The 19,982-nt window shown below is 44.6% G+C and carries 17 protein-coding genes; 13 read left to right on the top strand and 4 right to left on the bottom strand.

Annotation, left to right across the window (positions count from 1 at the left end; all coding sequences use genetic code 11):
* The first annotated feature begins 101 nt into the window (after positions 1–101).
* Together vpsR and MHO32_RS01895 are read left to right on the top strand one after the other, a co-directional pair.
* Positions 102–1,436, top strand: a complete 1,335-nt coding sequence (gene vpsR / locus MHO32_RS01890; RefSeq protein WP_005447897.1) for a cyclic-di-GMP-binding transcriptional regulator VpsR — start codon at positions 102–104, stop codon at positions 1,434–1,436.
* Between the two features lie 527 nt (positions 1,437–1,963).
* Entirely contained in the window at positions 1,964–2,215 is a 252-nt protein-coding gene (locus MHO32_RS01895; RefSeq protein ID WP_005447902.1) for a hypothetical protein, read from the top strand.
* Positions 2,216–2,357: 142 nt separating this feature from the next.
* Here the strand turns inward: MHO32_RS01895 and MHO32_RS01900 are convergent, their stop codons facing one another.
* The gene (locus tag MHO32_RS01900; RefSeq protein WP_005447904.1) at positions 2,358–3,392 is read right to left on the bottom strand and encodes an NADP(H)-dependent aldo-keto reductase; all 1,035 of its coding nucleotides are present in this window, start codon (positions 3,390–3,392) and stop codon (positions 2,358–2,360) included.
* Between the two features lie 154 nt (positions 3,393–3,546).
* Here MHO32_RS01900 and MHO32_RS01905 point away from each other — a divergent pair, with 154 nt between their 5' ends.
* Entirely contained in the window at positions 3,547–3,858 is a 312-nt protein-coding gene (locus MHO32_RS01905; RefSeq protein WP_005447906.1) for a DUF6482 family protein, read from the top strand.
* A gap of 139 nt (positions 3,859–3,997) precedes the next feature.
* Here the strand turns inward: MHO32_RS01905 and mutH are convergent, their stop codons facing one another.
* Positions 3,998–4,678 carry a DNA mismatch repair endonuclease MutH gene (gene mutH / locus MHO32_RS01910; protein ID WP_009702656.1) on the bottom strand — a complete coding sequence of 227 codons (681 nt, stop codon included), beginning with the start codon at positions 4,676–4,678 and terminating at the stop codon, positions 3,998–4,000.
* A 618-nt stretch (positions 4,679–5,296) separates the two neighbouring features.
* Between mutH and rppH the strand changes: the two genes are divergently transcribed.
* Genes rppH through MHO32_RS01935 form a run of 5 tightly spaced genes read left to right on the top strand, consistent with a single transcriptional unit; the run spans position 5,297 to position 10,592 of the window.
* Complete coding sequence (gene rppH, locus MHO32_RS01915; protein ID WP_005434895.1) at positions 5,297–5,815, top strand: RNA pyrophosphohydrolase; 519 nt, start codon at positions 5,297–5,299, stop codon at positions 5,813–5,815.
* A gap of 9 nt (positions 5,816–5,824) precedes the next feature.
* Positions 5,825–8,071, top strand: coding sequence for a phosphoenolpyruvate--protein phosphotransferase (ptsP, locus tag MHO32_RS01920; protein WP_005447910.1), 2,247 nt, complete (start codon positions 5,825–5,827; stop codon positions 8,069–8,071).
* Positions 8,072–8,078: 7 nt separating this feature from the next.
* Positions 8,079–8,870, top strand: coding sequence for a sulfite exporter TauE/SafE family protein (locus MHO32_RS01925; protein WP_239210556.1), 792 nt, complete (start codon positions 8,079–8,081; stop codon positions 8,868–8,870).
* Positions 8,871–8,909: 39 nt separating this feature from the next.
* Entirely contained in the window at positions 8,910–9,731 is an 822-nt protein-coding gene (lgt, locus tag MHO32_RS01930) for a prolipoprotein diacylglyceryl transferase (RefSeq protein WP_005447915.1), read from the top strand.
* Between the two features lie 9 nt (positions 9,732–9,740).
* Positions 9,741–10,592: a thymidylate synthase gene (locus MHO32_RS01935; protein WP_005434888.1), complete on the top strand. Its 852-nt coding sequence runs from the start codon at positions 9,741–9,743 to the stop codon at positions 10,590–10,592.
* A gap of 338 nt (positions 10,593–10,930) precedes the next feature.
* On the opposite strand, the gene MHO32_RS01940 is transcribed toward MHO32_RS01935, so the two are convergent.
* Positions 10,931–12,076: a Na/Pi symporter gene (locus MHO32_RS01940; RefSeq protein ID WP_026000321.1), complete on the bottom strand. Its 1,146-nt coding sequence runs from the start codon at positions 12,074–12,076 to the stop codon at positions 10,931–10,933.
* A 386-nt stretch (positions 12,077–12,462) separates the two neighbouring features.
* Between MHO32_RS01940 and nhaR the strand changes: the two genes are divergently transcribed.
* Both nhaR and MHO32_RS01950 read left to right on the top strand, forming a co-directional pair.
* Positions 12,463–13,353, top strand: a complete 891-nt coding sequence (gene nhaR / locus MHO32_RS01945; RefSeq protein ID WP_005447920.1) for a transcriptional activator NhaR — start codon at positions 12,463–12,465, stop codon at positions 13,351–13,353.
* Positions 13,354–13,480: 127 nt separating this feature from the next.
* Complete coding sequence (locus MHO32_RS01950; protein WP_005447923.1) at positions 13,481–13,786, top strand: ArsR/SmtB family transcription factor; 306 nt, start codon at positions 13,481–13,483, stop codon at positions 13,784–13,786.
* 131 nt (positions 13,787–13,917) lie between these two features.
* Here MHO32_RS01950 and rpsT read toward each other — a convergent pair whose 3' ends face one another.
* Complete coding sequence (rpsT, locus tag MHO32_RS01955) at positions 13,918–14,178, bottom strand: 30S ribosomal protein S20 (protein WP_005447926.1); 261 nt, start codon at positions 14,176–14,178, stop codon at positions 13,918–13,920.
* A gap of 293 nt (positions 14,179–14,471) precedes the next feature.
* On the opposite strand from rpsT, the gene murJ reads away from it, so the two are divergent.
* The 3 genes from murJ to ileS all read left to right on the top strand — a co-directional run bounded on the left by murJ (position 14,472) and on the right by ileS (position 19,933).
* Positions 14,472–16,034 carry a murein biosynthesis integral membrane protein MurJ gene (gene murJ / locus MHO32_RS01960; RefSeq protein WP_239210557.1) on the top strand — a complete coding sequence of 521 codons (1,563 nt, stop codon included), beginning with the start codon at positions 14,472–14,474 and terminating at the stop codon, positions 16,032–16,034.
* Between the two features lie 70 nt (positions 16,035–16,104).
* Positions 16,105–17,040 carry a bifunctional riboflavin kinase/FAD synthetase gene (ribF, locus tag MHO32_RS01965; RefSeq protein ID WP_239210558.1) on the top strand — a complete coding sequence of 312 codons (936 nt, stop codon included), beginning with the start codon at positions 16,105–16,107 and terminating at the stop codon, positions 17,038–17,040.
* A 64-nt stretch (positions 17,041–17,104) separates the two neighbouring features.
* A complete protein-coding gene (gene ileS / locus MHO32_RS01970) occupies positions 17,105–19,933 on the top strand; it encodes an isoleucine--tRNA ligase (protein WP_045490851.1) in 2,829 nt (942 codons plus the stop codon).
* Positions 19,934–19,982 lie beyond the last annotated feature (49 nt).

A 19,982-nucleotide genomic window follows, 5' to 3' on the forward strand; every position in this document is an offset into this window, starting at 1 on the left:
TTGAGACAGACTTAAGCGCGCGTAGTCTCGATAATGTTACCCGTTCGCAAAGATGGGTTTGTGGCGCGAAATTTCTATGAACAATCAATAAGGGTTAGAGAATGGCTGGGCAGTTTAAGATGGATTCCATTCCGGGATCGCTTGTAGTAGTTGGCGGTACTTATGAACCTTGGCTTTCGGTGCTAGAGCAAGTGGGATGGAAATGTCACCAAGTGGGTGATTTACGTAAAGCCAACACATTGTTAGAAGATATTGGTCCATGTATTGGTATAGTTGACCTTAGCCATGACGAGTTCAGTCTTAATGGTTTGGCGAACTTAGTGAGTTCTCACAAGCACGTTCGTTGGTTAGCATTCATCCGTGAATCTCAACTCGGAACTGATACCATCTGTCAGTTCATTGTGAACTTCTGTATCGACTTTTTCACGGCACCAATCCCTGATGCACAGCTATTGAGTACCATTGGTCACCAACTTGGTATGTTGAAGCTAGAGAAAAAAGTATGGCCAAGCTTTGGTAGCAGCTTAGACATGGGGCTGATCGGCGAATCTATCCCAATGAAACGTCTACGTGACCAAGTGAAACGTATCGGTCCAACCGATGTAAGTATTCTAATCTATGGTGAAAGCGGTACAGGTAAAGAAGCTGTTGCACGTGCGATTCATAAAGTATCCTCACGTTCTCACAAGCCATTCCTATCAATTAACTGTCGCGCGCTTAACGAGCAACGCTTCCAAGCCGAAGTCTTTGGCATTGATGCTGATGACGATATGGAAGCAAGTCTGCTTGAGCAGGCTGATGGTGGTACCGTGCTTTTCAACGATATCTTGACCATCTCTAAAGAACAGCAGATGAACCTTCTGCGTTTCTTGCAAGAAGGCACGATTGAAACTCGTGATGGTGCGAAAAATGTTAACGTTCGTATTCTTGCTGCTAACTCTTCTGATGTTGAAAAAGCACTGATTGATGGTGACTTCAATGAAGAGCTTTACCATTACATCAATGTGCTTCGCATTAATGTGCCAAGCTTGAAAGAACGCGCAAGTGATATCGCACTATTAGCGCGCTTCTACCTACAAGAGTTCTCAAAAGAATATAACTCGCAGGCGAAAAGCTTTTCTGAAGATGCGCTGAAAGCACTGACACGTTACTTCTGGCCAGGTAACGTGCGTGAGTTGATGAACCAAGTCAAACGTGCTGTACTGATGTCGGATAGCGTAATGATTGAAGAACATCATCTTGATCTTCCGCAACGCAATGATTCTAAACGTAGCTTGAAGTCAATTCGTGAAAAGAGCGAGCGTGATGCACTGCTTGTTGTGTTGGAATCACATTCCGGTCAGGTATCGAACGCAGCGAAAGAGCTTGGCGTATCGCGCGCAACCATGTATCGACTATTGAACAAGCATAATTTGATTTCAGAGCAGACGGTTTAATCTAATTTGAATCAGTAAGTGCTGACGAAACAACTTATCCCAAAAAGGAGTGCATATGCGCTCCTTTTTTGTGAATAGAATTCGGTTATTTATAAAACTCGATGTTTTATATATTCCTTAGTTGAATATGTTATTCAAAAAACCATATGAAACCTAATTTTAGGTCATTGGTTTGTTTTTAATCGAAAGGATAAAAATTGTTTGATAAATATCCTCCGTTGCTTACAATTTAGCCGTAACTCAAAGAGTTATACCACATCAATCACGGATTAATTTTTAGCTAGGAGGCGCAAGATGAAACATTACGTTGTTAACACCACTGCTTGCGCTGATCGTATGCCTGCTGTTCGCTCAACCTTTGATGCGACTAAACAGGATGCCACTGGCTCATTAGATTAAATTAATCCGTAACCTATCTCTTTTACTAGGCTGCGGAAAAGTAGCGGCTTAGTCTCAACAGAATTTTTCTGTCCAATTACGCACTATTTTTCCCAGTCGATCCTTTATCGCAATTTGGAGAATAAGTTATGCGTCACTCTATCTATCTGAAACTAGCAACTGTGCTATTGAAAGCAGATCTAAAACGTGAAGAAAAACAATGGCAACGTATGGTTCGTCGTAGCTCACATGATATTCCATGGACTAACGAACACTTGCTAAAAGATATTGGCTTAGATAAAGACGGCCGCTCAACTCGAACTAGCGTCCCAGACGCCGTAAAAGTTGATCGTCGAGTTCGCCATCTTCGCCGAGTTTTAACTTCGCGAATACTGACGTAATCAAAAGCCCAAATTGAACTTTCCTTAATGTACTTGGTTCAATTTGGGCTTGATAGAAACAAAACAGGCTGACCATTATGGTCAGCCCGTTTTGTTTTTAGTGTCCGTTACTTTAGTGTGTTGGTCACGTCAACATGAAGTCTTACGGACAAGGGTTTGAGTAAGTGGTGCCAATCGCTTGGATGTCATTGAGTAATGCTTCACTGAGGTGAACATCGATACTGTCGATATTGGATTTAAGTTGTTCTAGGTTAGTAGCGCCAATAATATTAGAACCCACAAATGGTCGCTGATTGACGAAGGCAAGTGCCATTTGCGAAGGATCCAAACCATGGTCACGAGCTAGATTGACGTATGCTTCTGTTGCTTTCACGCCTTGTGGAGTGAAGTAACGAGCAAAGCGTTCCCAAATAGTGCATCGGGCACCTTCTGGCTTCGCATCGTTGAGGTATTTACCGCTTAAACAACCAAAGGCTAGAGGTGAGTAAGCAAGTAGCTGAACACCTTCATAATGGCTGATTTCAGACAAACCAACTTCAAAGCTGCGGTTCAACAAGTTATATGGGTTTTGGATTGAAACTATTCTAGGCAGATCGTGTTTTTCTGCTAAACGCAGCAGTGACATCACACCCCATGGGGTTTCGTTCGATACACCTATGTAACGTACCTTGCCTGCTTTAACTAGTTCGGTCAGTGCTTCAAGTGTTTCGATCAGTGTGACTTCTTCTTGCTTATCTGGGTAAGGGTAGTTGAGTTGACCAAAGCAGTTGGTTTGGCGTTGTGGCCAGTGCAATTGGTATAGATCGACATAATCGGTTTGTAGACGCTTGAGACTGTCATCGATAGCGGTATGAATATGGCGACGATTCAGACTCATGTTCTCTCGAATATAAGGCACGTTGCGTGGACCAGCGACTTTCGTTGCCAATACCACTTTTTCGCGCTTGCCACTTTTCGCTAACCAATTTCCAATATATTGCTCAGTGAGTCCTTGTGTTTCTGCTTTTGGTGGAACGGGATACATCTCTGCAGTATCAATAAAGTTCACGCCACGGTCGAGGGCGAAGTCGAGTTGTTGAAACGCTTCTTGTTCGGTGTTTTGCTCACCAAACGTCATAGTGCCAAGGCAGATCTTACTGATCTCGAGTGATGAGTGCGGTAGTTTTGTATATTGCATTTCACGTCCTTGAAGAATTACCGACTGAATAAGTCATTCCAATATAGGGGATTTTTAGTCGCTGTCGCAAATGATTTAACTTTCGCTTTGTAGTTAACTCGAAAGTTATCAATACGGTAACTAGACTTAAAAGATCTTGTGAAGGAGGTGCATTATGCAGAAGCATCAACTCGACATGTGGTTGCATGGCCACCACAAAGACTCCTACAAAACACCGAAGGTCTTTGTGATAGGTTGTTCTGATGTCTCTGACTATCTATTAGCAGTGGAGTACAAACACCAACTTGAGCCGATCAAAGATGGCGAAGATCCGATTCACTTTGGATCGTTAGACTTGGTGAAAGAAGAACTGCTTAGGTTGGGGATTGATAAAGCTTATTTAAGACTGCACAACGCGTACGATGAATTTGGTAGCGATGGCGCAGCCTCATATTGTGATATTGAATTGTCACTGGTAACGCATTAGGGGCTGTTGATCTTTTGAGCTGATTTTTGCCGCACTTTGTGGGAAATTTCTACAAGACAAAGGCTTTGAAGCGTAGCTAGCCTACATGAGAAGCCGATAACGCTGTAGAAATGAACCGCAAAAGACCAACAGAACCTAGTTACTCGGATTGAGCGTTGATATAGTGCTTCAGTAGGATCTGCTCAGTAAACTGTGTTCTGAGGTAGAATCCGCGAGGCAGGGTTTTGATCGGTTTACCATTTGAACTGTATGCTTCTGTTAAAGCTTTTGCGTTTGCAGCTTTCGGTCGTAAGTGCAGTGCCTCTCCATGTCTGGCGGAAATTTGATCAAACTTACCTAACACGATCATTTCCATCAGCTCTTCCCAATCGTTTTTTAGGACTAGCTCCTCTTCCTGGTCTGGTGACCAAATCAATGGACTGCCAACTCGTCGCTCTGCTAAAGGAATTTCGCGCTCGCCTTCCACGGGAACCCAAAGTACGCGGGAAAGTTTGTTGCGTACGTGACTGGTTTCCCATGTTAAGCCTTGTACACCAGTCAATGGTGCTACAGAGACAAAAGTGGTTTCTAATGGCTTACCAGAATAACTGATCGGAATGCTTTTTAGTTCGATCCCAAGTTTAGCGAAATCTTGTTGCGGCTTACTACCCGCAGGCGCACCCAAATGCCATTCAAGCAATTGACCAACCCAACCTTTGTCGCGTTTCAAGTTCTCTGGAACGGTCATGCCAGCCTCTTCGGCAAGCTCAGCAAAGCTTAAGCCAGCAATGTCGTGCGCGCGTTCCATCAGTTCAGCTTCGGATTGTGGTTCTGGTTTCATAATGACAAGGTGGTATTGGAAAACATCTAGTCTAACAAATTTGAATAAAATCCTCTGTCTAAGATTTCATCGAGCTGGATTAAGAATGATCAATTCATAACTTATCCACAGATTAGGAAGTGACCAATAGGATCTCTAGCTGAGCTGGATGAATAAACAGGGGTTTAGGTAGCGATTGAGACTTGCTTTTGTTGAGATGCCATGAAGTCCTACCTGTCGAATGTGGATAAATAACCGATTGTGCGATCTTTGACCGATCTGTGTTTGATGAAAAGATCATCAAGGCAAATAAGATCAATAAATCATCAATATTGCTTTTTATTCCTTCTTAATCATTTAGTTATCTATTTTTGGTTGAGCCTTTATAAATGTCGACAATAATGGTTTTGAACAAAATTCTTTGTTGATAGCGTTTTCTTCACAAAGTTATTCACAGAAAAGGTGAATAAATGTGGGCTATGTCTCAAACTTGTGTTGATAAAATAATGTCTGTTCAAAAGATATCCAAAACGGGGCGAAAGGTAATAAATCTTGCTCATATCACATCAGTAAGTTTGCTAGTAATGGGGATATGTGGAAAAATCACGGTAATAAAAAATTATTCATAGAGGTTAGCCAGTGATAGATGGCGATGGTTACCGACTCAATGTTGGTATTGTGATATGTAATAACCATGGTCAGGTCTTCTGGGCTAAACGATACGGGCAACACTCATGGCAATTTCCACAAGGTGGGATTGACGAAGGTGAAACACCTGAACAAGCCATGTTCAGGGAGTTATATGAAGAAGTCGGTCTGACGAAAAAAGACGTTAAGATCATCGCTACAAGTCGTCATTGGTTAAGATATAAGCTACCAAAGCGATTGGTGCGTTGGGACTCCAAGCCTGTTTGTATCGGCCAAAAACAGAAATGGTTTCTGCTGCGATTAGAGTGCGATGAGTCTCGCATCAATATGCAGCGCGGGAAATCCCCTGAATTTGATGGTTGGCGCTGGGTAAGCTACTGGTATCCAGTTAGGCAAGTTGTTTCTTTCAAGCGTGACGTATACCGTCGAGCAATGAAAGAGTTTGCATCTTTAGCCATGCCTTTTCGAGAGCGTAAGACGAAAGGGAAAAGAAAAAAGCAACGTAGATAGAGGGTTAACATGCTCAGTCAGCTAAGGGAAATAGTTGAGAAAGTCTCCAGAGTCGATGATGTGCATCTGGCACTCGATATATTGGTAAAAGAGACTTGTGCCGCCCTATGCACTGAATGTTGTACTATCTATCTTGCTAACGAAGAAATGCAGCGCCTTGAGTTAATGGCAACTCAAGGCCTTATTTTTGAAGGCGATAGCATCCATATCAACTTCAATGAAGGCTTGGTTGGTTTGGTGAAGCGCAGTGCAGAGCCACTTAACTTAGCAGAAGCTTCCACTCACCCTGATTTCAAATTCTTCCCCCAATTAGGCGAGCAGGTTTACCACTCCTTCCTTGGTACGCCAATCATTCATCGCAAACAAGTACTTGGCGTGTTGGTTATCCAGCAGAAAACACCGCGTTTGTTCAGTGAGATGGAAGAGTCTTTCCTTGTTACCCTATCGGCACAGCTTGCGGTGCTCATTGCCCATGCGCAAAACCTCGGTCATTGGCAACTTGCTTCCAAACCTACGGTGATCAAAGGCCTACCGGCTTCAACTGGGGTAGCGATTGGTGAGTTCTGGTTTGATAATACACAACCAAACTTAAATGATGTGTTTCCTGCGTCTGCGTTAGATAAAGAGCGTGAGCATGAACTTTTAGCGGTTGCAGTAGAAAGGGCATTGAGTGACTTTCGCCGTATGCGGAAAAAGTTCGACAGCGAAATCAATAAAGATGCCTTGGCGATCTTCGACCTTTTTACCCACTTACTTAACGATCCAATGTTGCGTGGTGATCTGAAGAAGCAGATCGAGAAAGGCGACCGAGCAGATTGGGCGTTGCGACAAGTTGTTGAGACCTATTCGAACCGCTTTGCACGTATGTCGGATGTGTATCTGCGTGAACGTGCGCAAGATATTCGTGAACTAGGACAACGCCTGCTCTATTTCTTGCACAATAGCGAGCAAGAACATGCCTCGATCGATCGTCCGGTGATCTTGGTTGCCAATGAACTGACGGCCACGTTATTAGCGTCGATTCCAAAACAACACCTTTTAGCGGTCGTGTCATTGGAAGGTGCAGCGAACTCTCACGCGGCGATTCTTTCAAGGGCATTGGGTGTACCTGCCATCATGGGCGCGAACATTAACACCAGTGTCGTGAATGGCAAGAAGGGGATTGTGGATGGTTACACTGGTGAGATCTATTTAGAACCTAACAGGCAGCTTCTACGCGAGTATCGTAGCCTTGTGAGTGAAGAGTCTGAACTGTTCGCCATGGTGAACAAAGACTTGGCACTGCCAGCCATTACAAAAGACGATTGCCACATTGAAGTGATGCTTAACGCGGGGTTGAGTGCCGATAGCAATATCGCGATCAACTCAGGTGTCGATGGCGTTGGTCTGTATCGAACAGAAATCGCTTTTTTACTTCAGCATCACTTTCCCTCTGAAGATGAGCAGTATCATCAGTACCAAGCAATTCTTAATAGTTATCCGAATCAGCGCGTTGTGATGCGTACCTTGGACATCGGTGGTGATAAGCCATTGCCGTATCTGCCGATTGATGAAGATAATCCGTTCTTGGGCTGGCGCGGTATTCGTTTTACTTTGGATCATCCGGATATCTTTTTGATCCAACTGAGAGCTATGCTAAGGGCGAGTGCTGAAAGCGGCAATTTAAGTATTTTGCTTCCTATGGTTTCGGGAATAAAAGAGCTCGATGACGCGATTACGCTTATCAATCAAGCGTACAGTGAAGTCGTGTTGCTGGATGAGCGAATTCAAGCACCAAAGGTTGGGGTGATGATAGAAGTCCCATCAATGGTGTACTTGTTACCGGCCATTGCTCATCGCGTTGACTTTGTTTCGGTGGGTACAAACGACTTAACGCAATATTTGTTGGCAGTTGATCGGAACAATTCCCGTGTTGCGGATGTCTATGAATCCATGCATCCGGCGGTGTTGTTAGCGTTAAAACAAATTCACGATGTTTGCCTCCAGTATCAAGTACCTGTGTGTATTTGTGGTGAGCTAGCAGGTGATCCATTTGGTGCGCTGCTCCTGTTGGGCTTAGGCTACAACAGTTTGAGTATGAACACCTCGAACGTGGCTAAGGTGAAGTATTTGATTCGTCATAGCCAACAAAAAGAACTAGAAAAACTCGTCGAGAAAGCCATGTCATGCTCTTACGGGCAAGAAATCCATCAAATGATGCATGATTTCTTTATCCAGCAAGGCTTTGCCGGCTTTATTCGTGCAGGTAAGAAGTAGGGTAACAGTGACCATCTCTTTATTTATATTATTGCTCGCGCTAGGCGCTTTTGTAGGCGTGATGGCGGGGCTTCTTGGTATCGGAGGCGGGCTGATTGTCGTACCTGCGTTACTATACCTTCTTCCTCTTGCTGGTATCTCTCCTGAAATGAGCATGCATATGGCATTAGCAACGTCATTGGCGAGTATCATTGTCACGTCAGGTTCTTCTGCACTGAACCACCTGAAGCTTGGAAATGTCGATATGTTTGTCGTCAAATGGTTGATGCCTGGCGTGGTTATCGGTGGTTTTGTTGGGGCTAATATCGCGGAATGGATCCCGACTCATTACCTACCGAAAGTCTTCGGTGTGATTGTGCTGTGCTTAGCAATACAAATGTTTCGCTCCATCAAGACGAAAAGTGAGAAGCCAATGCCGAGTAGTCCGGTCACTATGATGTACGGAACGGGAATTGGTGTAGTCTCTAGTCTTGCTGGTATTGGCGGTGGTTCTCTGTCGGTGCCTTTCTTAAACAAGCATGGCATTGAAATGCGCAAAGCGGTTGGCTCCTCATCGGTATGCGGTTGTGTCATTGCGATTTCAGGCATGATTGGATTTATCTTGCATGGCTACAAAGTTGAGGGGTTACCTTACTACAGTATTGGCTATGTTTACCTACCAGCTTTAGCGGCGATTGCGATGACGTCGATGCTCACGACGAAAGTCGGCGCTAAAATGGCAACTAACCTTCCTACGGCAGTCTTAAAGAAGATCTTTGCTGTGTTCTTGATGTTTGTTGCAGCGACCATGCTGCTGTAAAGTCCACCTGTTTTATTAGTAATAAGAAGAGAATGAGTTATGTCTCAGGGATACTTAGAATTTCCCAATATTGATCCGGTTTTAGTCTCTATTGGTCCTGTTTCTGTTCGTTGGTACGGTTTGATGTACCTAGTCGGCTTTATGTTCGCACTATGGTTGGCAAATCGTCGCGCAGATAAACCGGGTAGTGGTTGGACGCGTGAACAAGTTTCAGACTTGTTGTTCGCTGGTTTCCTTGGGGTAGTGATTGGTGGTCGAGTTGGCTACGTTATCTTCTACAACTTTGATTTGTTCTTAGCAGACCCCCTATACCTATTTAAAGTTTGGACTGGCGGCATGTCATTCCACGGCGGTTTGTTAGGTGTTATCACGGCAATGTTCTGGTACGCACATAAGAATGGTCGAACTTTCTTCGGTGTGGCTGACTTTGTGGCTCCGCTCGTGCCGTTTGGTCTTGGCATGGGGCGTATGGGTAACTTCATGAACAGTGAACTTTGGGGACGCGTAACAGATGTGCCATGGGCGATCATCTTCCCGAATGGTGGCCCACTGCCTCGTCACCCATCTCAGCTTTATGAGATGTTCCTAGAGGGCATTGTGCTGTTCTTCATTCTGAACTGGTTCATCAAAAAGCCTCGTCCTTTAGGTGCGGTATCAGGGCTATTTTTAGCTGGATATGGTACATTCCGTTTCCTAGTTGAGTTTGTTCGCGAACCGGATGCACAGCTTGGTCTATTTGGTGGTTACATTTCGATGGGACAAATCCTATCGTCACCGATGATCATTCTGGGTGTTCTTATGATGGTTTGGGCGTACAAACGTGGTCTTTACCAAGACAAAGTCCAAGCAGAAACGAAGTAAGGAATTGGTGTGAAACAGTATTTAGATTTGTGTCAGCGTATCGTTGACCAAGGCACTTGGGTTGAAAACGAGCGCACAGGCAAACGCTGCCTAACGGTGATCAACGCAGACTTGACCTACGATGTTGCCAACAACCAATTCCCATTAGTTACGACACGTAAGAGCTTTTGGAAAGCGGCAGTTGCTGAGCTACTTGGCTACATTCGTGGCTACGACAACGCAGAAGATTTCCGTAAGCTAGGTACGAAAACGTGGGATGCGAACGCAAACCTAAATGAAGCATGGCTAAACAACCCGTTCCGCAAAGGTGAAGATGACATGGGACGTGTATATGGCGTTCAAGGTCGTTCATGGGCGAAGCCAGATGGTGGTCATATCGACCAACTGCGTAAGATTGTGGATGATTTAACGCGTGGTGTTGATGACCGTGGTGAGATCCTAAACTTCTACAACCCGGGTGAATTCCACATGGGTTGTTTGCGTCCATGTATGTACAGCCACCACTTCTCACTGTTAGGTGACACGCTCTACTTAAACAGCACGCAACGCTCTTGTGATGTCCCGCTAGGTCTGAATTTCAATATGGTTCAAGTGTATGTGTTCTTGGCAATCATGGCGCAAATCACGGGCAAGAAACCTGGTCAGGCATACCACAAGATTGTTAACGCACACATCTACGAAGATCAGCTTGCACCAATGCGTGACATTCAGTTGAAACGTGAGCCACTAAAAGCCGCAACTTTCCACATCAACCCAGAAATTAAATCGCTAGAAGATTTAGAAACATGGGTAACCTTAGATGACTTCTGGGTAGAAGGTTACGAGCATCACGATCCAATTCAGTACCCGTTCTCAGTTTAACGAGTATGTTGAGTTTTCTAAGCCGCCTGCATGGCGGCTTTTTTACGCCTGAAGGGCAGGGAAAGAAGGGAACGGGCTTTGCCCTGAGGAACGCTTCGCTTCGAGACGTGAGAGGGAATAAAAGATCCCCAACTCGCTCGTGCCGCGCTCTTGAGGATGACGTTCAATCACTCTGAAATCAAACGGTGTCATTTCCGAAAGCGAAGAAGGAACGTCGTCGGGAATCTCTTTTACCACAGTTTACTGCGTGATTACGAAATGAGAGCGCTTCTTGCTTCCCCAAAACGAAAAAAGGCTCCACCGAAGTGGAGCCTAAATAAGCGATGGTAATCTTATTATTATGCAGTCAGAGCAAGGATAGAACCTGGTAGCACGATGAATACTGCTAGTAGGTAACCTGCTACAACTGCTTTGTTCTTAATCGCCATTTCTGAAATCACTTCTGCACATTTCACTGGAATCTCACGTAGGAACGGGATACCGAAGATGAACAGTGTCGCCAGAATGTTGAACGTTAGGTGTACTAGTGCAATTTGTAGTGCGAATACTGCGAACTCGCCAGATACCGCTGTTGCTGCTAGTAGAGCCGTGATACATGTACCAATGTTTGCACCAAGAGTGAACGGGTAGATGTCACGTACTTTTAGAACACCTGAGCCTACAAGTGGAACCATTAGACTTGTTGTCGTAGAAGAAGACTGAACAAGAACAGTTACTACCGAGCCAGATACGATACCGTGGATAGGACCACGACCGATTGCGTTCTTAAGGATGTCACGTGCACGACCAACCATTAGGCTCTTCATTAGCTTACCCATAACAGTGATAGCTACGAAGATAGTACCGATACCTAGAGCGATTAGCGCTACGCCACCCATAGTGTCACCAAATGTTGCTAGTGGCTCTTTGATTGCACTTACTACTGGTTTCGTGATTGGCTTGATGAAATCAAAGCCTTTCATACTCATATCACCTGTGTTTAGTAATGGTGACACCAACCAGTGAGAGATTTTCTCTAGGATGCCGAACATCATTTCCAGTGGTAGGAAGATCAGTACAGCAAGTAAGTTGAAGAAATCGTGGATTGTTGCGCTTGCGAATGCACGTTTGAATTCGTCTTTACAACGAACGTGACCAAGCGAAACCAGTGTATTTGTTACGGTTGTACCGATGTTCGCACCCATTACCATAGGGATAGCGGTTTCTACAGGTAGACCACCTGCAACCAAACCTACAATAATAGAAGTTACGGTACTGGAAGATTGGATTAGTGCCGTAGCCACCAAACCGATCATTAGACCTGCGACTGGGTGAGACGCAAATTCAAAGAGTACTTTAGCTTGATCGCCAGTCGCCCATTTGAAGCCGCTGCCAACCATAGATACTGCTAGAAGAAGCAGATACAACATGAATGCCAAGTTAGCCCAGCGTAACCAGCGAGTCGTGCTCGAGATTGGTGCTGCTGTAGAAGTAGCTTGGTTCATCATAATTTTCTCCGTGGACCTTTCAGTTCGTTTATTTGGTCTGTTGTTGAAACTGAGGGCGATGTTAGAGATGAAATATTTCAGTAATATTACAGTTAGGTTTCTATAGAGGATTTTTATTATTCTTTTTGATAGTTATCCGTGAAGAAAATTTCACATCAAATTAAGGTGTTGATTATTAAGGGTATTTATTGCTTATAGATCGGCGGGTTTATTTCTGGGTAAGATCAAAAAAGTGCGTTTGGCTTCAAGTTTTATGACAGTGTGAATCTTATATTTTCGGTAAAACCATATGTTTTGTAGCTTTATGTAGGTTTTGTCGAACTTATTGTTTGTCGGTGTCACATTTGATATAAAAAGTGTCATCTTCTTTATAGGGATTGGCTATGTCACATTTAAACTACAACCACCTTTATTACTTCTGGATGGTGTGTAAACAAGGCTCGGTAACAAAAGCAGCAGATGCGTTATTCCTGACGCCTCAAACGGTTACCGGACAAATTAAAGCACTTGAAGACCGTATGAAGGGGAAGTTGACCAAACGGAATGGACGTACAGTTGAACCAACAGAACTTGGGCAGTTAGTTTTTAAGTATGCCGACCGTATGTTTGGTTTGAGCTACGAAATGCTCGATATTGTTAACTATAGCCAACACTCTAATATCCTTTTCGAAGTCGGCGTCGCCGATGCGCTTTCTAAACGTCTTGTCAGCAAAGTCTTGATGACGACAGTTCCTGAAGACAACAGCATTCATTTACGTTGTTATGAATCAACACACGAGTTGCTGTTGGAGCGCTTGTCACAACATAAACTCGATATGATCCTTTCCGATTGCCCAGTAGATTCGACACAAAGCCCGGGTCTGTACAGTAAGAAGTTGGGTGAAAGTAGTATGAGCTTTTTTGCTTCGTCTGAAATCGCAGGAGTGAGCTTTCCTGAAGTCTTAGAGAAGAAAAAGTTGTTGATCCCGGCAAGCCGAACGGCAATGGGTCGTAAAGTATTGCAGTGGTTTGATCGCCAAGGCTTACAACCGGATGTATTAGGTGAGTTTGACGATGTGGCACTCATGAAAGCTTTTGCACGCTACCGCGATGATGTGATCTTTTTGGCTCCAACAGTTTATATGTCGGAGATTGAAGATGACCGAAACTTACAACTGATTGGTCACGTTGAAGACTTAAAAGAAGAGTACTACGTCATTTTTGCGGAACGAATGATACAACATCCAGCGGTTAAGAACGTATGTGATGCAGATTTTAGCCAAATGTTTGAATGAACACGTTCCGTTGCTCAATTAAATAGATTACTATCGATAAAATTATAACTCGAAATTATAAAATTCTGTAACACACAACAAACTGGCCAGGGTTGGGAAAAGTAAGTTGTAGCTAGAGGTCCAACGCATGAATCTACAAGAAATGGAGAAAAACTCCGCCAAGGCTGTCGTGCTGCTCAAGGCGATGGCAAACGAGAGACGCCTACAAATCCTTTGCATGCTGCATAATCAAGAGCTTTCGGTCGGGGAACTTTGCGCAAAACTAGAGTTGAGCCAGTCGGCATTGTCTCAACACTTAGCGTGGCTTCGTCGTGATGAGTTAGTTGCGACAAGAAAAGAAGCACAAACGGTCTACTACACATTGAAGAGCGATGAAGTGAAAGCGCTAATTCAAACACTTCATGGTCTTTATTGTGCAGAAGCAACCGCGTGATGACAGGTCACAAATTAGAAAAGCTGGCAGTGCCAGCTTTTTTATTGTCTTGAATTCGAGCTTTGCTGAATTTTAGGTATAAAAAAACCGGCGTTAGCCGGTTTTTTCTTCACTGTAGAATCAATTCTCTATTATAGAGCTTTGATTTGTGCAGTGAAACGAGACTTATGACGAGCTGCTTTATTCTTGTGAATAAGGCCTTTAGTCGCCATACGGTCTAGGATAGGTGTAACTGCAGCGAATGCAGCAGTTGCAGCTTCTTTGTCGCCTGCTTCGATAGCAGCAACAGTTTTCTTCATGTAAGTACGCATCATTGAGCGACGGCTAGCATTGTGCTGACGACGTTTCTCAGCTTGGATAGCGCGCTTCTTAGCAGATTTACTATTTGCCAAGGGTCTAACTCCCAAAAACTTAGTTCTGTGACAATTTAAGGGCGAGGACTATCCCTCATTTGCGCCTAAATGTCAAATGATTTGTGCAAAAACCCATCGAAGCCAAAACAAGTTTTGGTAAGAAAGGTTATCGCGGTTAAGATGGCGGGATTCTAACAGCATTTTTAGACCATTGCTAATAATTATCCGCTTAGATCTAACAATAACCGGATATATTTTTAACGCCCATTTGTAGCTTTCAAAGGCTTAGAGGAATAGGGTTGGCTATCTTTTGGTGATATTCCGAGGTTACAGTGAGTAAACGACTGCTCAAGTCTGGCATGATCGTCAGTGCCATGACATTAATTTCGCGCGTCCTAGGTTTAGTTCGTGATGTAGTAGTAGCAAACTTGATGGGGGCAGGCGCGAGTGCCGACGTCTTCTTCTTTGCCAATAAAATTCCTAATTTCTTACGCCGTTTGTTTGCTGAAGGCGCATTTTCTCAAGCTTTCGTTCCTGTATTAACTGAAAGTCACGCACAAGGGGACATGGACAAAACTCGTGAGTTGATTGCTCGTGCTGCTGGTACATTGGGTGTGATTGTCTCTATTGTTACCATTCTTGGTGTTCTTGGCTCTGGCGTCGTGACTGCTTTATTTGGTTTTGGTTGGTTTTTAGACTGGATGCATGGTGGTCCCGCGGCTGAGAAGTTTGAACTTGCCAGCGTAATGCTCAAGATTACCTTTCCTTATTTATGGTTCATCACTTTTGTTGCCTTATCGGGAGCCATTCTCAATACACTAGGTAAGTTTGCGGTTTCTTCTTTTACTCCCGTCTTCCTCAATGTGATGATCATTTTGGCGGCGTGGTTTATCTCTCCGCAGATATCACAACCCGAGATTGGTCTTGCCATTGGTGTTTTTCTTGGTGGGTTGGTTCAGTTCTTATTTCAAATTCCTTTCCTTATTAAAGCGGGAGTTATGGTCAAGCCAAAATGGGGTTGGCGCGATCCGGGGGTGGTGAAGATCCGTACCTTGATGATTCCTGCTTTATTTGGTGTGTCTGTAAGCCAAATCAATCTACTGTTTGACACTTTTATTGCCAGTTTTCTACAAACCGGTTCAATCAGTTGGTTGTACTATTCCGATCGATTGTTGGAATTCCCGTTAGGCCTGTTTGGTATTGCGATAGCGACGGTGATTCTCCCAGCGTTATCACGTAAGCACGTAGATGCTCACAGTGAAGGCTTTGCACACACCATGGATTGGGGCATTCGTATGGTGACCTTACTGGGAATCCCAGCAATGCTTGGTTTAATGGTACTGGCGAAGCCGATGTTAATGGTGCTGTTCATGCGTGGTGAGTTTTCTCCGCAGGATGTGCATCAAGCTTCTCTCTCTTTATTAGCGTATGCTTCTGGCTTGCTTAACTTTATGCTGATCAAAGTTCTTGCTCCGGGTTACTACTCTCGTCAAGACACGAAAACGCCAGTGAAATACGGCATCATTGCGATGCTAACTAACATGGTATTCAATGCGATCTTTGCTTATTTCTATGGCTATGTTGGTCTGGCTATCGCGACTGCGCTCTCTGCTTTTGTAAATATGGCATTACTCTACCGCGGTCTCCATATCGCAGGTGTGTACCAAGTGACCAAACGTACAGTCCTCTTTATTATACGTTTGATGATCGCGGGAGCTGCGATGGTTGCGGCTATTTTGTGGCAGCTAGAAGACATGTCGGTATGGTTAGATTGGAGCTTTGCTCATCGCAGTGGCGTATTAGGAATGCTGATTGCGCTTGGTGCAGGTGTTTACCTAGCCGTCGTGTTTTTACTCGGTGTACGTTTAAAAGACCTAAAAGCTGGGACAGAATAAGGTTGATTGGTATATAATCCGTCAGTTTCACACAGTGCAAAGTAAAAACAGAGGCATAAAGCAGTATCCAATGGAACTGATTAAAGGCATTCACAATATCAAGTCGCACCATCATGGGTGCGTGCTGACTATTGGCAATTTCGATGGCGTGCATAGAGGTCATCAACAAGTATTGCAGCAAGTGTCTGAACAAGCGGAGAAACTTTCGTTACCTTCGGTTGTTATGACCTTTGAACCTCAGCCGATGGAGCTGTTTGCTCGAGATAAGGCACCTGCGAGGTTAACGCGACTGCGTGATAAGTTTGTTCAGCTGAGTAAGCTCGACATCGATCGTCTGCTGTGTGTTAACTTCAATCGTCATTTTGCTGACCTAACGGCGGAAGAGTTTATCCGTGACTTGTTGGTTGGTCGATTGGGTGTTAAGTTTCTTGTCATTGGTGATGATTTCTGTTTCGGCAAAGGTCGAACAGGAAACTTTGCAATGTTACAAGAAGCGGGGAAAAAGTACGGCTTTGAAGTCGTGAGTACCCAAAGCTTTTGTTTACAGCAATTACGAGTGAGTAGCACGGCTATTCGTAAAGCGCTGGCTCGTGATGATTTGCATTCCGCGCAAGAGATGCTGGGAAGAGATTACAGTATCAGCGGTCGTGTTTCTCATGGAAGAAAGCTAGGTCGAACCATTGGGTTCCCTACTGCAAATATTCCTTTGAAACGCTGTGTTTCTCCGGTTTCCGGAGTTTATGTTGTTCAAGCGCTTGGCTTAGGAGATAAGCCAGTTGGCGGTGTCGCTAATATTGGTCAACGACCAACAGTAAATGGTGTTCGCCAGCAGTTAGAAGTACACTTATTCGACTTTCACGCTAATTTATATGGCAAGCAGCTAGAAGTGGAACTTTTGCACAAACTTCGAGATGAGCAAAAGTTTGAGTCGTTTGAAGCACTTAAACAACAAATCGAATTGGATGCTGAAGCAGCAAGGGTGTGGCTGCGTCAGCTTAAGCGTTGAGCGGTTTATTCCACCGTGCAACATAATGTCTAATTTTCGCCCAATATAACGGAATTAAGAATCGATGAGTGAGTATAAAGATACCCTGAATTTACCTGAAACAGGGTTTCCAATGCGCGGCAACCTGGCCAATCGTGAGCCAGAAATGCTTAAGCGTTGGTACAAAGAAGATCTTTACGGTGAAATCCGTAAAGCTAAGAAAGGCAAAAAGTCATTCGTACTGCACGATGGCCCTCCTTACGCGAACGGTGACATTCACATTGGTCACGCACTAAACAAGATTCTTAAAGACATTATTATTAAATCCAAAACACTTTCAGGTTTTGACGCACCTTACATCCCAGGCTGGGACTGTCACGGTCTACCAATCGAATTGATGGTAGAGAAGAAAGTTGGCAAACCAGGACAAAAAGTGACAGCTGCTGAGTTCCGCGAGAAATGTCGTGAGTACGCGGCCGGTCAGGTTGAAGGTCAGAAAGAGAGCTTCAAGCGTCTTGGTATCATGGGTGAGTGGGACAAGCCATACCGCACTATGGATTTCGCAACTGAAGCGAACATCATTCGTGCTCTTGGTAAGATCGCAAGCAAAGGTCACCTACTGAAAGGTTTTAAACCAGTTCACTGGTGTACAGACTGTGGTTCAGCTCTTGCTGAAGCAGAAGTTGAGTACAAAGATAAAGTATCGCCATCTATCGACGTTCGTTTTAAAGCGGCTGACGAAGCGGCACTGCTATCTAAGTTTGAACTGACAGAAGGTCATGAAGGTCAAGGTGACGTGTCTATCGTTATCTGGACAACAACGCCTTGGACGCTGCCTGCAAACCGCGCAGTATGTCTACGTGATGATCTAGAATACGTACTTATCCAAACAGAAGGCGACAACGCTGAGCGTATTATCGTTGCTGCTGAGCTAGCGAAAGACGTAATGGATCGTGCTGGTATCGAGCACTTCCACAACCTAGGCTTTGCAAAAGGTGCGGATCTAGAGCTTTCTCAGTTCCAACACCCATTCTACGATTTCACAGTACCGGCGATCCTTGGTGATCACGTTACAACTGATTCAGGTACTGGTGTTGTTCACACTGCTCCTGGTCACGGTCAAGAAGACTTCGCGGTTGGTAACAAGTACAACCTAGAAGTAGCAAACCCAGTTGGTTCAAACGGCGTTTACCTACCGGACACTGAGCTATTTGCTGGTCAGCACGTATTTAAAGCGAACGATGCAGTAGTAGAAGTACTGAAAGAAAAAGGTGCACTACTACACCACCACGCTTACGAGCACAGCTACCCACACTGTTGGCGTCATAAGACTCCAATCATCTTTCGTGCTACGCCTCAATGGTTCGTTTCTATGGACCAAGCTGGCCTACGTGCTAAAGCACTAGAGTCAATCAAGAACGTAGAGTGGATGCCTGAATGGGGTCAAAGCCGCATCGAAGGTATGATCGAAGGTCGCCCAGAGTGGTGTATCTCTCGTCAACGTACTTGGGGTGTGCCAATTGCTCTGTTCGTTCACAAAGAAACAGCAGAACTTCATCCAAACACACTAGAGCTTATCGAGAAGGTTGCTCTGTTGGTTGAAGAGAAAGGCATTCAAGCGTGGTGGGATGTTGATTCAGCAGAACTACTAGGTGACGAAGCAGACCAGTACGAAAAAGTACTAGATACGCTAGACGTATGGTTCGATTCTGGTGTAACACACTTCTCTGTTGTTGATGCTCGTGAAGAGTACAACGGCAACAGTGCAGACCTATACCTAGAAGGTTCTGACCAACACCGCGGTTGGTTCCAGTCTTCTCTAATTTCATCTATCGCGATGAAAGATGAAGCGCCTTACAAACAAGTACTGACACACGGTTTCGTGGTTGATGGTCACGGTCGTAAGATGTCGAAATCTATCGGTAACGTGGTTGCGCCAAAAGACGTAACTAATAAGCTAGGTGCTGACATTCTTCGTCTATGGGTTGCTTCAACAGACTACACTGGTGAAGTTGCGGTTTCTGATGAAATCCTAAAACGTAGCGCAGATGCGTACCGTCGTATCCGTAACACAGCGCGTTTCTTCCTAGCTAACCTGAGCGGCTTCAACCCAGAAACAGACATCGTTCCTGTTGAAGAGATGGTTGCGCTAGATCGCTGGGCAGTTGGTCGTGCGCTAGCAGCACAAGAAGAGATTGTTAAAGCATACGAAGAGTACAACACACACGGTGTGACCCAGCGTCTAATGCAATTCTGTTCAATCGAAATGGGTTCTTTCTACCTAGACGTAATTAAAGACCGTCAGTACACAGCAAAACGTGGCGGTAACGCTCAACGTAGCTGTCAGACTGCACTTTACTACATCGTAGAAGCGCTAGTTCGTTGGATGGCGCCAATCATGTCGTTCACTGCAGATGAAATCTGGAACGAAATGCCAGGCGAGCGCGACAAGTTTGTATTCACTGGTGAGTGGTTCGATGGCCTATTCGGTCTTGCTGAAGGTGAAGAGCTGAACAACGAATTTTGGACTGAGATCCAAGCGGTTCGTGGTGCAGTAAACAAACTTCTAGAAGATGCGCGTAAAGAGAAAACCATCGGTGGTGCACTACAAGCTGAAGTGACGCTATTTGCTGATGACGCTCTAGCGGCGAAAATCAACAAACTAGAAGATGAACTGCGCTTTGTTCTACTAACTTCTGCTGCGAAAGTTAAGTCTCTAAGTGAGAAGACTGATGCAGCACAAGCGACAGATATCGAAGGCTTGTTTGTTGAAGTGGCAGCCGCTGAAGGCGAGAAGTGTGACCGTTGTTGGCACCACACGCCAGACGTAGGCACAATCGAAGGTCACGAGAAGATCTGTGGTCGTTGTGTGTCTAACGTTGACGGCGAAGGTGAAGTACGTAAATTCGCGTAATTACCCAGTACAACTGAACTTTTTTTAAAATTAACAGCCCCAGTATTTA

This window comes from Vibrio sp. MMH1-50, assembly GCF_022347645.1.
Classification (GTDB): domain Bacteria; phylum Pseudomonadota; class Gammaproteobacteria; order Enterobacterales; family Vibrionaceae; genus Vibrio; species Vibrio harveyi.

Bases quoted from the DNA above. Each gene is read 5' to 3' on its own strand.
- vpsR (WP_005447897.1), top strand. From the start codon at position 102: ATGGCTGGGCAGTTTAAGATGGATTCCATTCCGGGATCGCTTGTAGTA.
- MHO32_RS01895 (WP_005447902.1), top strand. From the start codon at position 1,964: ATGCGTCACTCTATCTATCTGAAACTAGCAACTGTGCTATTGAAAGCA.
- MHO32_RS01900 (WP_005447904.1), bottom strand. From the start codon at position 3,392: ATGCAATATACAAAACTACCGCACTCATCACTCGAGATCAGTAAGATC.
- MHO32_RS01905 (WP_005447906.1), top strand. From the start codon at position 3,547: ATGCAGAAGCATCAACTCGACATGTGGTTGCATGGCCACCACAAAGAC.
- mutH (WP_009702656.1), bottom strand. From the start codon at position 4,678: ATGAAACCAGAACCACAATCCGAAGCTGAACTGATGGAACGCGCGCAC.
- ptsP (WP_005447910.1), top strand. From the start codon at position 5,825: ATGCTCAGTCAGCTAAGGGAAATAGTTGAGAAAGTCTCCAGAGTCGAT.
- lgt (WP_005447915.1), top strand. From the start codon at position 8,910: ATGTCTCAGGGATACTTAGAATTTCCCAATATTGATCCGGTTTTAGTC.
- MHO32_RS01940 (WP_026000321.1), bottom strand. From the start codon at position 12,076: ATGAACCAAGCTACTTCTACAGCAGCACCAATCTCGAGCACGACTCGC.
- nhaR (WP_005447920.1), top strand. From the start codon at position 12,463: ATGTCACATTTAAACTACAACCACCTTTATTACTTCTGGATGGTGTGT.
- MHO32_RS01950 (WP_005447923.1), top strand. From the start codon at position 13,481: ATGAATCTACAAGAAATGGAGAAAAACTCCGCCAAGGCTGTCGTGCTG.
- ribF (WP_239210558.1), top strand. From the start codon at position 16,105: ATGGAACTGATTAAAGGCATTCACAATATCAAGTCGCACCATCATGGG.
- ileS (WP_045490851.1), top strand. From the start codon at position 17,105: ATGAGTGAGTATAAAGATACCCTGAATTTACCTGAAACAGGGTTTCCA.